Origin of the sequence: Marivirga sp., assembly GCF_024636815.1 — a bacterium.
Classification (GTDB): domain Bacteria; phylum Bacteroidota; class Bacteroidia; order Cytophagales; family Cyclobacteriaceae; genus Marivirga.
In genome coordinates this window covers 1-13,391 of the sequence record NZ_JAGXGF010000174.1, presented here as the reverse complement: position 1 = coordinate 13,391, position 13,391 = coordinate 1, and the positions used below count along the sequence as shown (strand labels likewise).

The window sequence follows — 13,391 nt, the reverse complement described above, 5'->3', positions numbered from 1 at the left end:
TTGAAATAGGATTCTTCAAAATCTTCTCCTTTTTCAATGGTGTCAACTTTCTTTTCTTTGTCGAATGTTGAAAATAATTCATCAAGGTTTCCTTTAAACTCATCACCTGCTTTAATAACTGCATCTGCATATTCTGCACCGATTTTTATGAACCCTTCATAATCGGCTGATTCTAGATTGGACAACATGCTATCTTCTATATCAAGCATTTTTACCTTGTCCACTAAATCTGTCCCAAATTTATGAGAGAATTCTGTATTATACACAGTAAATACAGATTTTGCATCTTTAAATATTGGATCATTTTTATAAGTGGTCTTTAAATACATTGGAATCAAGCTGGTCATCCAGTCATTACAATGCACTACATCAGGCGCCCAGCCTAGTTTCTTAACTGTTTCCAACGCTCCCTTGCAGAAAAATATTGCTCTCTCATCATTGTCAGGGTAAAAATTGTTCTCCTTATCATGGAATACAAATTTACGCTGGAAGTAATCTTCATTGTCAATAAAATACACCTGAAGTTTAGCGTTTGGAATAGAAGCTACCTTTATAATTAAGGGCTTTTCTTCTTCCCCTACTGATATATTGATTCCTGAAAGACGCACTACCTCGTGTAATCTGTTCTTCCGCTCGTTAATAAGTCCGAAGCGGGGTACTAAAATACGAATCTCCATTCCTCTTTCCTGCATGGCTTGAGGGAGTTTTCGTACAAATTCTGCTACTTCTGATGTTTTTAAAAATGGATTGATTTCATTGGCTACGTAAAGAATTCGAAGCTTTGACATATGCTTATTGGATTTGATTAATTCATAAACGAAGCACAAAAATACAAAAAAATACTCACTTTCCATTATTTTTTTGATTAAACAGCTAGATTTGTTCCGAAACTTTATAATTTAGCGCATTTTTTATGGTTACGACAGGCTCAATCGCTGAAATACAAGCCCTTATCACTCAATTTAAATCAGAAGGTAAAAAAATAGGGTTTGTACCCACTATGGGGGCATTACATGAAGGTCATTTGAGTTTAGTCTCTGCCGCAAGAGAAAAAGCAGATATAGTAGTTTGCAGTATTTATGTGAACCCTACCCAGTTCAATAATCAAGATGACCTGAAAAAATACCCCAGAAATATAGATACAGATAAAAGCTTATTAGGAAAAAATGGATGCGATATACTTTTCTTACCGTCAGATGAGGTAATGTATGCTGGTAGAAATACCATAAGCTTTGATTTTGGTGATTTGAATAAATTAATGGAAGGGAGATATCGCCCAGGTCATTTTAGTGGAGTAGGCTTAATTGTATCCAAACTCTTTAATATAGTACTTCCGAACTATGCTTTTTTTGGCCAAAAAGATTTGCAACAATTAACCATCATCAAGAAGCTGGTAGAGGAATTATTTTTCAACTTAGACGTTATAACTGTACCTATAAAAAGAGAGCCCCATGGCTTGGCAATGTCATCAAGAAACGAGCGCCTAAACCAAAAAGAAAGAGAAGAAGCCAATATATTTTACAATGCCTTAATAGAGGCAAAATCTATTTTAACTAAGGGAGAATCAGTAAGCGAAGCCAATGAAAAAGTCAAAGCACTCTTTGAAGATCATAAAGCACAATTGGAATATTTTGAAATCGTAAGTGATCATGATTTACTTCCCAAAACAAAGAACTACTTGGAGCCAGATACCGTTCTTTGCATAGCAGGGTTTATAGGAGATGTTAGATTAATAGATAACATGTATTTATATGGAAACTAATAATTAATTTCATAATTATTTATTACTGATTATCAATCCCGATAGCTGTCAGGAAATTTTATCTTATGTAAATACCTAATAGGCTCTATTTAATTTCTTAACTTTGCACCCAATTTGAAGAGTATAGTATGTTAATTGAAGTTTGTAAATCAAAAATTCACAGAGTAAAGGTTACTCAGGCAGAATTACACTATGTTGGAAGCATAACCATCGATGAAGATTTGATGGAGGCTTCTAATATAATAGAGAACGAAAAAGTTCAAATCGTGAACATCAACAATGGTGAGCGTTTGGAGACCTATGTCATTAAAGGAGAGCGGGGGTCGGGCATGGTGTGCTTAAATGGTCCTGCTGCAAGAAAGGTGCAAGTAGGAGATATTGTTATTATCATCAGTTACGCTCATATGGATTTTGAAGAAGCAAAATCATTTAAACCTTCTTTAATATTTCCTGACGCTAACAATAAACTGACCTAATCATTGAGAAAAGGACTTCAATCACTTCTTAAATATACATTTTCCTTAGCGATAGCGGCTCTACTTTTTTGGTACCTCTATAAAGATGTGGATTTTAGCGAAATGATGGCGAGTTTTAGGAAAGCTAACCTAAATTGGATATATCTTTCCATAGGATTAGCAATGATTAGCCATCTTTTGAGGGCTTGGCGCTGGAATATGTTGCTAGAGCCTATGGGATACAACCTAAAAACATCCAGAACTTTCTTAGCAGTCATGGTGGGATATTTAGCTAATTTTGTAGTGCCTAGAATGGGAGAGGTCTCCAGATGTGGAATTCTAAAGAGAACGGATGATGTTGCTATAAGTAGAGGATTTGGGAGTGTGGTGACAGAGCGGATTTTCGATATGATTTGTTTGTTGGCAATCATTGCATTTACACTTGCAATAGAATTTAGAAGATTGAATGATTTCTTTTTGGAATTATTTTTAGACAAAGCCACAGGTTTGGAAGAGAATTTTATCACTTTAATCGCAATAGGTATCTTCTTTTTTGTCACTGCAATTGTGATTTTCTTTCTTTTAAAAAGAAATCAGGCATTTTTAAGAAAAAATAAGCATTACAATAAATTAACAGCCTTTCTTCGCCAATTAGTTGAAGGGATTACTTCGGTAAGAAAATTAAAAAACCCAGCACTATTTTGGGTTGCTACAATAGGAATATGGGTTTGTTATTATTTTATGACTTACGTAGTATTTTTTAGCATGGAGTCTACTGCCCATTTAGGTTTTTCAGCCGGATTTATTTTACTAGTATTAGGAGGGATTGGAATGGCAACTCCTGTTCAAGGTGGAATAGGAGCTTTTCATTATTTAGTAAGTGCCGGTCTATTGCTTTATGGAGTAGCAGAAAAAGAAGGTGTAATTTTTGCATTCGTTCTGCATACAACCAATTCTATCGCTATTATAGGAGTTGGTTCTGTATCTTTATTCTTAAGTATGATTATTCCAAAAAGAAATGCGAGTCAAGCCTATGCCAACAGCTGATAAAATATTGACATTAGAAACTTTAATCAAAAGAAGACAAGATTGGAAAGATCAAAAAGTGGTTTTTACAAATGGCTGTTTTGATATTTTGCATTTAGGGCATGTAGATTATTTGGAGAAGGCCGCTTCAAAAGGAGATAAATTGATTGTTGCCTTAAATAGAGATGCTTCAGTCAGTAAATTAAAAGGGCCAAATAGACCTGTAAATAATGAACACGCAAGAGCCAGAATCGTAGCGGCATTGTCATTTGTAGATGTCGTGGTATTTTTCTCTGAGGACACTCCATTATCTTTGATTAAGCAGCTTATACCTGATATTTTAGTAAAAGGAAGTGACTATAAAATCAGCAACATTGTAGGCGCAGATATCGTAATGGAAAACGGTGGAAAAGTCGAGACTATTGAGTTAGTAGACGGATATTCTACCACTAATATTATTAATAAAATAAACCAATAATAAAATGTTTTTAATTGTGATTTTAATAGGGTTTGCCATCATAAGTTATGCTGTGCAGTCCAAATTGAAGAGTAAATTTAAAAAATACTCTAAGATAACTTTAAGCTCTGGGATTTCAGGCAGAGAAGCTGCTGAAAAAATGTTGAGGGATAATGGTATCCATGATGTAAAAGTAATGTCTGTGGAAGGCCAGTTAACGGATCATTATAATCCATCTAACAAAACCGTAAACTTAAGTTCTGACGTTTATAACAATCGTTCTGCTGCTGCAGTAGCCATTGCTGCTCATGAGGTAGGACATGCCGTTCAACACGCAAGAGCCTATGCATTTTTAGAATTACGCTCTGCATTAGTACCATTACAAAATATAAGTGCCAAAATCATCAACTTTGTATTTATGGCAATGCTTTTTGGCGCTTTCTTTCTTCAAGGGCTTGTTAGTTTTGAATTAGCGATGATGGTTATTATTGGATGCTATACAATTTTCACGCTCTTTGCATTTATCACTTTACCAGTAGAATATGATGCCAGCAAAAGAGTGTTGGCATGGATGACTACTTCAGGCGTTACAACTCCCCAAGAGCATGATATGGCTAAAGATTCATTAAAATGGGCTGCAAGAACTTATTTAGTTGCCGCAATTGCTTCATTAGTTACATTGTTGTACTATGTGATGATGTTTGTTGGCGGCCGCGATTAAATGGATTTTTCCTATATTTGCAAAACTTTTGCGAAAACATAAGGTTTTCGTAATGAAACGACTAAAAAATAATTTATAGATGGATTTTCAACTCACGGAAGAGCAGTTAGCGGTTCAAGCTGCTGCTAGAGATTTTGCACAAAACGACCTATTACCTGGAGTAATCGAAAGAGATACTCACGAAAAATTTCCTGCCGAGCAGATTAAAAAAATGGGAGAATTAGGATTCATGGGAATGATGGTGGATCCTAAATATAATGGTGGAGGAATGGACACTGTTTCCTATGTATTAGCAATGGAAGAGATTTCCAAAATAGATAGTTCTGCATCTGTGGCCATGTCAGTAAATAATTCTTTGGTTTGCTGGGGACTAGAAAAATTTGGGACAGAAGAACAAAAAGAAAAATACTTAAAAAGATTAGCTACTGGTGAAATTCTTGGAGCTTTTTGCTTATCAGAACCAGAAGCAGGTTCTGATGCTACTTCTCAACGAACAACAGCAGAAGATAAAGGAGATTACTATTTAGTAAATGGTACTAAAAACTGGATTACCAACGGAAACAGTGCTTCTGTTTATTTGGTAATTGCTCAAACTGATAAAGAGAAAGGGCACAAAGGAATTAATGCCTTGATAGTTGAAAGAGAAACTGAAGGATTTGTAGTTGGGAAGAAAGAAGAGAAATTAGGAATTAGAGGTTCGGATACTCATTCTTTGATGTTCCAGGATATGAAGGTTCCTAAGGAAAATAGAATTGGTGAAGATGGGTTTGGTTTTAACTTTGCTATGGCCACTTTAAATGGCGGTAGAATTGGTATTGCTGCTCAAGCATTAGGAATTGCATCAGGTGCTTATGAATTAGCTTTAAAATACTCTAAAGAAAGAAAAGCATTTGGAAAAGAAATCAGCCAGCATCAAGCAATTGCATTTAAGTTAGCTGATATGGCTACTCAAATTGAAACTGCTCGTTTACTTTGCTTAAAAGCAGCATGGTTGAAAGATCAAAAGCAAGATTTTTCTCAAGCTAGTGCCATGGCAAAATTATATGCCTCTCAGGTGGCTATGGATACCACAGTTGAAGCTGTACAAGTTCATGGCGGCTATGGTTTCGTAAAAGAATATCATGTTGAGCGATTAATGCGTGATGCAAAAATCACTCAGATTTATGAAGGTACTTCTGAAATTCAGAAAATTGTTATTTCAAGAAATATATTAAAATAAGTAAGATTTATTAGTAGGATTTTTCTTTTGGATTTAAAGATGAAATCTTAAAATAATTCAATAAAAACTTCGTTATCACGCACAACCTTACATTCACATAGAGGTTGTGCGTTTTTTATTTTTTTTGATATAAAGCTATTATTCATTAGATTTATACAATTATTCGAGAGAATACTTTTACTTTTTAGAGTTAATCCATTCATAAAACAAGAAAATGGAAGATTACAACAAAATCATTGAGTCTTTGGGCGTTAAATTCGTCAAAGCAAAAAATATCAAAATCCAAAAGCCTGTAACCGTAAATAATCTTTACGAAGTAGAGAATAAAGTAATTTGGGTAAATAAGGGAGAAGTGTTATTAGGGGAAGAAAAATTATTAGCAAAGCAAGGTGATTTTGCTTTTATTCCCGGTGGAAAAGCACATCAAATCACTTATGGAAGAGGGAGCCAAATTGAAACCATTACTAATGATAAGTTCATTACAGGCAAGTCAGAATATTTTAATTCTATTAGCCATGATGAATTATTAGTGGAAGGTGGTGATAGTTTTAGTTATATTTCATTCGAAGCTAAAGTTTTTGATTCAGTAAACTTTTTCGCATCGCTTGATATACCGCCATTTATTTTCAGCAATGACGTTATAAAATCTTTGAATGATAAGATTTTTGAAGAACTAAGTACTGATGAGCCAGGTGCTGATCGTATGGTGAAGGTCTTAACTGAATATTTGCTGGTAGAATTATTCAGACACATTGTTCGTAATAAGTTGTTTGTTGAGCAATTAGCAACAAACAGTACTTATTTCAAAGATCCGCGTTTAATTGATATTTTCAATTATATTAATGAGCACTTAGGTGGTGATTTATCAAATAAGAAACTTGCTGAAGTTGCTAATGTATCGGAGGATTATGTAGGGCAATATTTCAAAATGCTGACAGGTATAAATCCTCAGGATTATATTGAATATCAACGAATGGAAGAGGCCGTTACCTTATTGAGAACTTCTAAGAAAAGCATTAGAGATATTGGACATGAAGTTGGGTACAAAGATACTGCATACTTCTGCCGAAGATTTAAAATGATGTTCGGAATTCCTGCAGGAAAGATGAGAAGAAGAGAATCTTTAATGAACGTTTAAATAGAGCCTGTTAGGCAATTAAAGGAGGAGGATTTATAAGTCCTTGATATCCAAAATCAAATAACTAAGGTTTGTACAATTAATTACTGGATTTTATGTAATTGCTGATTGAGCAAAATTTTTGCTTCAGTCATCTCAATTAATAATTGTGGGTTTTGCTCTATGGCATTACCCACAACTACTACATCAGCGCCTGACTTCCAGGCGCTTTTTGCTTTAGAAACAGAATTAATACCTCCTCCAATAATTAGCGGAATATCAACTGCTCTTTTCACAGATGCAATCATTTTTTCACTGATCATTTTATCAGCGCCACTTCCTGCATCCATGTAGATGAGTTGGAGTCCTAATAATTCGCCTGCAATGGCAGTGCTTACCGCAATATCACTTTTGTCGTGAGGAATAGGATTGGTATTGCTCATATAAGAAACAGAGGTTTTATTACCCCCATCAATAAGCATATAGCCTGTAGGCCAAATTTCCATTTTGCTTCTTTTCAAAATGGGAGCGGATAAAACGTGCTGACCAATCAATAAATCAGGATTTCTACCTGAAATCAACGAAAGATAGAGAATAGCATCGGATTGTAAATCGATATATTGGTTGTTGCCGGGAAAAAGAATTACCGGAATATCAGTAGCAGATTTTATATCGGAAATGCAACTGCTTAGAAAATCAGAAACGATCAAACTCCCTCCCACAAAAAAGAAGTCTACCTCATTTTCAATTGCCATATTGACTAAACGTTGTAAAGAAGCTCTGTCATGAACTTTATCAGGATCAATCAGTAAAGCAAAGCATTTTTGTCCGTTTGCTTTATATTCAATAAGTTGGTTAAGCTTCTTCTTTTCTATCATCAGATCTTTTATTTTCCAACTGACTTAAAAATTCCAGGATTTTATCTCGTGCAATAGCTGCCAAAATACCCCCTACCTCTGCCTTTAGCAAGGTCATAATTCCACTACTACTGCTTTCTTCCCTTCTTATAACTATTCGGGGTGAGTCATCATTGTCGCTTTCATCCTCACTTACTTCCCTATAAACTTCAGCATTTCGGGTTTTTTTGCCCCCTCCGGTTATTAATTTTACAGCCTGATAAGCCAAAAATACACCTCCCGCAATCATCAAAGCATTTTTACCGAATTTTTGAGCTTTACCGGAATATTCGCTTAATTGCTCGGATAAATCTTGTTCATATTTCTTACTTCTCTCTAGTAGCTGTTCTTGATTACTCATGCTTCTTGAATTTAAAAATTAAAATTACTCTTCTTTGGTTGATTTGTTGATGGAATCACTAAATACTTTCTTCATAAATTTGCTGTCCTTTAGAAGAATGAAAATGACTGTTAGCAATAGATATCCTAAGGCGACTATACCAAAACCATAAACATAGCTTTCCATAATTTCGGTTAGGTAAAAAGCCAATGTCAAACTACCGAATAGAATCAGTAAGGTTAAGGATGCCCCCACCATAATGAGAGGTAAAAGTTTAGCTAATTTCTCTGCTATTTTTTCTTCTATCTCCTTTCTTATCATTGCTATGCGTACTTCTAGCAATTTTTGTAACGATTCTATGATTTTATCTAGTCCCAATAGTCCTAATAGTTTACTACTTTTCACAACTTTAAGTATTATTTGATTCCTAAGTTATATAAATTTCAGTTCATCTTAAATTTACACGTTAAAATAATTAGAAAGATTAATGCAGCTTATAGCAGATAGCGGTTCGAGTAAGACAGATTGGCGCTTTTTAAATAAGGATAATTCCATTGAGCAATTGAAAACAAGTGGAATAAATCCTTATTTAATATCAGAAAAAGAGCTTTTTGAAAGCCTGAGCGCTGATTTTAAAGATAAAAGTTTTCAGGATATAAACGAGATTAATTTTTATGGTGCAGGGTGTGGTCACATAAAGAATAAAGAAAAAATAAAATCAGTTTTTAAGGATTTTTTTAAATGCGATCAAATCTTTGTGGAAGATGACATGCTGGCTGCGGCAAGGGCATGTTGTGGAAATGATGAAGGGATTGTCTGCATATTGGGTACCGGTGCTAATGCCTGTCATTATGATGGTGCCACTATTACCGAAAGAATGATTTCCTTAGGATATGCTTTGGGAGATGAGGGAAGTGGAGCTTATATCGGAAAATTAACGCTCAAAGCTTTTTTGGAGAATGAAATGCCTGATAAAATGGCAAAAAAATTCAGCGCTGAGTTTCCTGAAATCAATTTGGAATATGGACTAGAGCAGATTTATCAAAAGCCCTATCCCAATCGGTTTTTTGCTCAATTTTTCCAGTTTGCCTTATTGCATCAAAAAGAAAAATTATTTTTTGAACTTATTTCAGATGCATTTCAGCTGTTTCTGGAAAAATCCGTTCTAAAATTTAAGCAACATCAAAATTTGCCGATTCATTTTGTAGGAGGAGTAGGGTTTAATGCTAATTCCATCATGCGCATGGTTTTAACAAAAAATAATTTAACAGCTGGAAATTTTATCGAAAGCCCAATTGCGGGTTTGACACTTTATCATAAAAATCAACATTCATGAGTATTACAGAGTCAGAATCAAATTTTAATAATCTGGAAAACCTTTCTATTGGCGAATTGCTTCAAGGGATCAATCAGGAAGATCAATCTGTTGCCCATTCAGTTCAAAAGGCACTTCCGCAAATTGAAAAAGCACTAGGGGCAATAGTTGAAAAGATGAAAGTGGGTGGAAGATTATTTTATATAGGTGCAGGAACAAGCGGACGATTGGGGATTTTGGATGCTTCCGAATGTCCGCCTACTTTTGGGGTGGGATTTGATAAAGTTATTGGATTGATAGCTGGAGGAGATCATGCAATTCGGAAAGCAGTTGAATTTGCGGAAGATGATAGAACTCAAGCCTGGAATGATTTGCAAGAGTATAATATTTCTGAAAAAGATTTTCTGATTGGGATTGCCGCATCTGGCAGAACGCCTTATGTAATTGGGGGATTAAAAATGGCACAGGGTAATGGAATCAGTACTGCTTGTATTACTTGTAATCCTGATTCGGAGGTGGTGGAGGTTTCTGATTTTCCTATTGAGGTGCCTGTCGGCCCTGAATTTGTGACAGGAAGCACCAGGATGAAGGCAGGGACGGCACAGAAAATGGTACTAAATATGATTTCCACCACTGCCATGATTCAACGGGGACATGTGAAAGGCAACAAAATGGTGGATATGCAATTAAGCAATGATAAGTTGGTGGACAGGGGCACGAAAATGATTATGCATGAGCTTGGGATAGAATATGAAGCAGCTAATAAATTATTGATGGAACATGGTTCAGTAAGAAAGGCTGTTGAGGCGGGGAAAGGCTGAATTCACCCAATGAAAGTGATTAATGTCCCGACTTTTTCAAAGTCTGATATAAGCACAAAACTTGCCTCGGTCTGACGCTTTCACTAAAAAAACTTTGATCGTTTAACTTGCCTAAATGGAAGTATTTTTAAAAATAGATCCTAAGCGTCTGACCGATATCCTAGGGACTTCCATTAAGCGATTAGACGGTAGGAAACCGTCAAACCGCCCTCAAAAACTGACAGGTTACGTATGATAAGATAATAAATCAAGATTTTCAAAAACTTTTTTAGCCCAAATCGCATTCTTAAACTCATTACTTAGAACCTAAAAATTAGCACTGCAAAATGCACCACATCGAGCCCTACTACAACTGGCTAAAATATTATGATTCCTCATCTGATGAGCTTTCTCCTTTCCATGGGAAAGAATATAATTATGAGCTTTATACCGATACCATTTACGGATATTATATAGATCCTGCCTGGGATGCAATAGGTTCTGAAACCTTATACATTAAAATTTTATACGCCAATTACGATGATGGAATTGCGGTGATTGAAATGATAGGCGAATGGAATGACACCTTGCACAATGATATCATGCATTTGAAAAGAAATATCATTGAGCATATGTTGCTTCAGGGCATCAATAAGTATATCTTAATAGGTGAAAACATCCTTAATTTTCATGGTTCGGACGATGAATATTATGAAGAATGGTTTGATGAAGTAGAAGATGGCTGGATCGTAGGCGTTAATTTCCGAGATTTTGTTTTAGAGGAATGGGCACAGTATAATGTAGATACTTATATCAATTGTGGCGGACAGTTTGAGCACTTAAACTGGAGAACCCTAAAGCCTCAGGTTTTTTGTGAAAGAGTTGAAGAGCATGTGATGAAGAGATTGGATTTCTAATTTTTTATCAAGCCATGTTATTTAACCACAAAGTACCTCTAAGAATTTCACAGAGACCACAAAGTAACAGCTAAAGCTGTTGAAGTTTTCATACCTGACAAAATTGCTCAATTAATTAAATATGATTTATTAATTACTGTTAACATACGAGAGTAATTTAACAGCCTAAGGCTGTCATTATAAATTATTTTCTTTGTGAAAAGCTTTTTGATCTTTTGTGGTTGAAAAATGCTTGCGGTAAGGAAATCTCTTAATTAAACGGCATTGAATCCTATTCAGGAATAATCATCGCCATTTTATGGACTAAATAATATTTCCCTGAATTTACTTCTTTACATCTTACTCGTGTTCTGCGGGTTTCCTGCTTTTCAAACAATCTGTTTTCAAGTATGAATTTTTGTCCTTGACCTAATTCCAGCAAACTTATCTCATCAGGATTTATAGGGTCATAAGCTTTTAAAGCCTTAGCCAAATGGATATCTGAAAGTGAAGCTGCTTTAGGATTTATCATGTATCGATTTAATGCCTTCAGAATATTTTCAGGGAAAATGGTGGTTGTTTGAAATGGTAACATCAATTCTATAAAAGCATTTTTCCATTCCTTTCCATGTGGGGAAACCCTGCCTTTATGTTTTTCAAAAACCCAGTGATGCGCTACTTCATGCACATAAGTGATCAAAAACGAATAATGGTTTAAGTTTTCGTTGACAGTGATGACTGCCCAATCTTCATTCGGCTTTTTTCTAAAATCTCCTAGTTTACTATTTCTAGCTTTAGCTATGATAAAACGAAAAGGTTTCTCTTTCCATAAATTAAAAGCTAAATCCACAGAATTTTCAGGAACAAAACGGCTTATTCTATGATGTATTTGTTTTTCGTAATGCGTCATAAAGTGCTTAAAACTAAGCAGAAATTCTCATAAAATTACCTTTTAATCAGCTTAATGCATGATTTCAAATTTTTACAGATGAATTTTTCTCTTCATAAATCTTTTGTAAATTCCTTTTTAAGCTGTAATTTCAAAGCCCTTTAAAGCTTAACGCAATATTAACGGGATTAGGGCTTGTAGAATCGCCAACTTTTTATAATATCATACTCTTAAAACCATTTAACTATGATTCAAATTATTCCATCTATCGCCATCAAAGAAGGTAAAATTATTAGAGTTGAAGGCGCAGATATTGCTGGAGCTAAAGTGTATGATGATTCCCCTATTGATGTGGCTCGAAAGCTGGAGGATAGTGGAATTAAAGTGGCCCATATAGTTGATTTAGATGGCGCACACCGAGGCTCTCCAGTGAATTATCATATCTTAGAAGCCATTCATGGCTATACTGATTTAGAGCTTGACTTTACAGGAGGTATCAATACGGATGGCGATATTAGCAAAGCCTACGAATATGGTGCAGATTACATTACCGCAGCCAGTATTGCAGTAGAAAGAAAAGAGCTTTTTGCTTCCTGGATAGTTTCTTACGGAAGAGAGAAAATCACTTTAGGGGCGGATGCTTTAAACGGAAAGATTGCTTATAAGGGATGGAAGCAAAACACTGATATTGATATCATTGAGCATATCCGATATTTCTATGACAGAGGATTGAAATATGTAAAAACTACCGATATCAGCAAAGAAGGTTCATTATCAGGTCCGGCATTCGATTTATATCAAAGTATTTTAGATGAGTTTCCAGATATCTGTGTATTAGCCAGTGGGGGAGTCCGTAATGTGGATGACATCCGCAAGCTAAATGACATGGGCATTTTTGCCGTAATCTTTGGTAAAGCCTACTATGAAGGAAACATCAAAATTGCTGATCTGAAAGAGTTTTTGAAGTAGGCTTTTAGTGAGTTAATTTCAGGCATCATTCTCATTTCATTATAAGTAAAAAAAAACACATTCCCTCATTGTCAATTATTTTCATTTCTTATCCGTAGAATTATACGTTTATTAAACGTTTAATTCTACGGATAATGTCTTGAAACTTTCATTTAAAGTAATTAGTTGGTTTTATATTTAACTATTATTTCAGTAGATTGCTAAAAATATAATGTAGCTAAATGCACCTTTGGGTGTATTTAGCAAATTGTTGAACTAAACCGTTTCTTAATGGAAACGGTAAATGGAAGATGAGTAAATTATAATGGTAAACAAAAAAGTTACCATTATGAAAACTCAAACAAAAAGCAATGCTTTAGAGCATCTCAAAAGAGAGCTGGAATTCCGCAATTACAGTGTGAGCACGGTAGAAACTTATGGTTCACTCATGTCTCGCATGGTTAAAACGAGCCATTTACCTCTCGAATCCATCACCCTATCACAGTTTAAAGATTACCTTCACAAGGTAGTGATAGAAAAAGGCCTATCC

General features: G+C 35.0%; 17 protein-coding genes. 12 read left to right on the top strand and 5 right to left on the bottom strand.

Features of this window, described 5'->3' with window-relative positions; genetic code table 11:
• The coding region (locus tag Q0L29_RS12875) for a glycogen/starch synthase (protein ID WP_296622269.1) at window positions 1–788 on the bottom strand (788 nt) is incomplete at its 3' end.
• Window positions 789–913: 125 nt separating this feature from the next.
• Here Q0L29_RS12875 and panC point away from each other — a divergent pair.
• The 7 genes from panC to Q0L29_RS12840 all read left to right on the top strand — a co-directional run bounded on the left by panC (window position 914) and on the right by Q0L29_RS12840 (window position 6,778).
• Complete coding sequence (gene panC / locus Q0L29_RS12870; RefSeq protein WP_296622268.1) at window positions 914–1,762, top strand: pantoate--beta-alanine ligase; 849 nt, start codon at window positions 914–916, stop codon at window positions 1,760–1,762.
• A 128-nt stretch (window positions 1,763–1,890) separates the two neighbouring features.
• A complete protein-coding gene (panD, locus tag Q0L29_RS12865) occupies window positions 1,891–2,238 on the top strand; it encodes an aspartate 1-decarboxylase (protein ID WP_296622266.1) in 348 nt (115 codons plus the stop codon).
• A 3-nt stretch (window positions 2,239–2,241) separates the two neighbouring features.
• Entirely contained in the window at window positions 2,242–3,264 is a 1,023-nt protein-coding gene (locus tag Q0L29_RS12860; protein ID WP_296622264.1) for a lysylphosphatidylglycerol synthase transmembrane domain-containing protein, read from the top strand.
• The gene (gene rfaE2, locus Q0L29_RS12855) at window positions 3,251–3,721 is read left to right on the top strand and encodes a D-glycero-beta-D-manno-heptose 1-phosphate adenylyltransferase (RefSeq protein ID WP_296622271.1); all 471 of its coding nucleotides are present in this window, start codon (window positions 3,251–3,253) and stop codon (window positions 3,719–3,721) included. Before Q0L29_RS12860 ends, rfaE2 begins: the two co-directional genes overlap by 14 nt.
• A 4-nt stretch (window positions 3,722–3,725) precedes the next feature.
• A complete protein-coding gene (locus tag Q0L29_RS12850) occupies window positions 3,726–4,421 on the top strand; it encodes a zinc metallopeptidase (protein WP_296622262.1) in 696 nt (231 codons plus the stop codon).
• Window positions 4,422–4,500: 79 nt separating this feature from the next.
• Window positions 4,501–5,640, top strand: coding sequence for an acyl-CoA dehydrogenase (locus tag Q0L29_RS12845; protein WP_296622261.1), 1,140 nt, complete (start codon window positions 4,501–4,503; stop codon window positions 5,638–5,640).
• A gap of 214 nt (window positions 5,641–5,854) precedes the next feature.
• Window positions 5,855–6,778 (top strand): AraC family transcriptional regulator, encoded by a 924-nt coding sequence (locus tag Q0L29_RS12840; protein WP_296622259.1) that lies wholly within the window; start codon window positions 5,855–5,857, stop codon window positions 6,776–6,778.
• An 83-nt stretch (window positions 6,779–6,861) separates the two neighbouring features.
• Here Q0L29_RS12840 and Q0L29_RS12835 read toward each other — a convergent pair whose 3' ends face one another.
• From Q0L29_RS12835 to Q0L29_RS12825, 3 genes are read right to left on the bottom strand one after another with little or no spacing between them, the layout of a single operon-like run.
• A complete protein-coding gene (locus tag Q0L29_RS12835; protein WP_296622257.1) occupies window positions 6,862–7,635 on the bottom strand; it encodes a geranylgeranylglyceryl/heptaprenylglyceryl phosphate synthase in 774 nt (257 codons plus the stop codon).
• A complete protein-coding gene (locus Q0L29_RS12830; RefSeq protein ID WP_296622254.1) occupies window positions 7,613–8,014 on the bottom strand; it encodes a hypothetical protein in 402 nt (133 codons plus the stop codon). Before Q0L29_RS12830 ends, Q0L29_RS12835 begins: the two co-directional genes overlap by 23 nt.
• Before the next feature lie 24 nt (window positions 8,015–8,038).
• Window positions 8,039–8,398, bottom strand: coding sequence for a phage holin family protein (locus tag Q0L29_RS12825; RefSeq protein WP_296622251.1), 360 nt, complete (start codon window positions 8,396–8,398; stop codon window positions 8,039–8,041).
• Between the two features lie 82 nt (window positions 8,399–8,480).
• Here Q0L29_RS12825 and Q0L29_RS12820 point away from each other — a divergent pair, with 82 nt between their 5' ends.
• The 3 genes from Q0L29_RS12820 (at window position 8,481) to Q0L29_RS12810 (ending at window position 11,025) form a co-directional block, all read left to right on the top strand.
• Window positions 8,481–9,329 carry an N-acetylglucosamine kinase gene (locus tag Q0L29_RS12820; RefSeq protein WP_296622249.1) on the top strand — a complete coding sequence of 283 codons (849 nt, stop codon included), beginning with the start codon at window positions 8,481–8,483 and terminating at the stop codon, window positions 9,327–9,329.
• The gene (murQ, locus tag Q0L29_RS12815) at window positions 9,326–10,129 is read left to right on the top strand and encodes an N-acetylmuramic acid 6-phosphate etherase (protein WP_296622247.1); all 804 of its coding nucleotides are present in this window, start codon (window positions 9,326–9,328) and stop codon (window positions 10,127–10,129) included. Before Q0L29_RS12820 ends, murQ begins: the two co-directional genes overlap by 4 nt.
• A 326-nt stretch (window positions 10,130–10,455) precedes the next feature.
• Window positions 10,456–11,025: a hypothetical protein gene (locus Q0L29_RS12810; protein WP_296622244.1), complete on the top strand. Its 570-nt coding sequence runs from the start codon at window positions 10,456–10,458 to the stop codon at window positions 11,023–11,025.
• Window positions 11,026–11,296: 271 nt separating this feature from the next.
• Here Q0L29_RS12810 and Q0L29_RS12805 read toward each other — a convergent pair whose 3' ends face one another.
• Window positions 11,297–11,914, bottom strand: coding sequence for a transcription elongation protein SprT (locus Q0L29_RS12805; protein ID WP_296622242.1), 618 nt, complete (start codon window positions 11,912–11,914; stop codon window positions 11,297–11,299).
• A 225-nt stretch (window positions 11,915–12,139) separates the two neighbouring features.
• On the opposite strand from Q0L29_RS12805, the gene Q0L29_RS12800 reads away from it, so the two are divergent.
• Both Q0L29_RS12800 and Q0L29_RS12795 read left to right on the top strand, forming a co-directional pair.
• Entirely contained in the window at window positions 12,140–12,862 is a 723-nt protein-coding gene (locus Q0L29_RS12800) for a 1-(5-phosphoribosyl)-5-[(5-phosphoribosylamino)methylideneamino] imidazole-4-carboxamide isomerase (protein ID WP_296622240.1), read from the top strand.
• 328 nt (window positions 12,863–13,190) lie between these two features.
• On the top strand, window positions 13,191–13,391 hold a 201-nt coding region (locus Q0L29_RS12795; protein WP_296618778.1), incomplete at its 3' end, for a hypothetical protein.

What these genes read in the sequence shown, in the direction of transcription:
- Q0L29_RS12850 (WP_296622262.1), top strand. Translation starts at nt 3,726, where the DNA reads ATGTTTTTAATTGTGATTTTAATAGGGTTTGCCATCATAAGTTATGCT.
- panD (WP_296622266.1), top strand. Translation starts at nt 1,891, where the DNA reads ATGTTAATTGAAGTTTGTAAATCAAAAATTCACAGAGTAAAGGTTACT.
- Q0L29_RS12840 (WP_296622259.1), top strand. Translation starts at nt 5,855, where the DNA reads ATGGAAGATTACAACAAAATCATTGAGTCTTTGGGCGTTAAATTCGTC.
- Q0L29_RS12805 (WP_296622242.1), bottom strand. Translation starts at nt 11,914, where the DNA reads ATGACGCATTACGAAAAACAAATACATCATAGAATAAGCCGTTTTGTT.
- Q0L29_RS12835 (WP_296622257.1), bottom strand. Translation starts at nt 7,635, where the DNA reads ATGATAGAAAAGAAGAAGCTTAACCAACTTATTGAATATAAAGCAAAC.
- Q0L29_RS12830 (WP_296622254.1), bottom strand. Translation starts at nt 8,014, where the DNA reads ATGAGTAATCAAGAACAGCTACTAGAGAGAAGTAAGAAATATGAACAA.
- Q0L29_RS12800 (WP_296622240.1), top strand. Translation starts at nt 12,140, where the DNA reads ATGATTCAAATTATTCCATCTATCGCCATCAAAGAAGGTAAAATTATT.
- Q0L29_RS12820 (WP_296622249.1), top strand. Translation starts at nt 8,481, where the DNA reads ATGCAGCTTATAGCAGATAGCGGTTCGAGTAAGACAGATTGGCGCTTT.
- rfaE2 (WP_296622271.1), top strand. Translation starts at nt 3,251, where the DNA reads ATGCCAACAGCTGATAAAATATTGACATTAGAAACTTTAATCAAAAGA.
- panC (WP_296622268.1), top strand. Translation starts at nt 914, where the DNA reads ATGGTTACGACAGGCTCAATCGCTGAAATACAAGCCCTTATCACTCAA.
- Q0L29_RS12810 (WP_296622244.1), top strand. Translation starts at nt 10,456, where the DNA reads ATGCACCACATCGAGCCCTACTACAACTGGCTAAAATATTATGATTCC.
- Q0L29_RS12845 (WP_296622261.1), top strand. Translation starts at nt 4,501, where the DNA reads ATGGATTTTCAACTCACGGAAGAGCAGTTAGCGGTTCAAGCTGCTGCT.
- murQ (WP_296622247.1), top strand. Translation starts at nt 9,326, where the DNA reads ATGAGTATTACAGAGTCAGAATCAAATTTTAATAATCTGGAAAACCTT.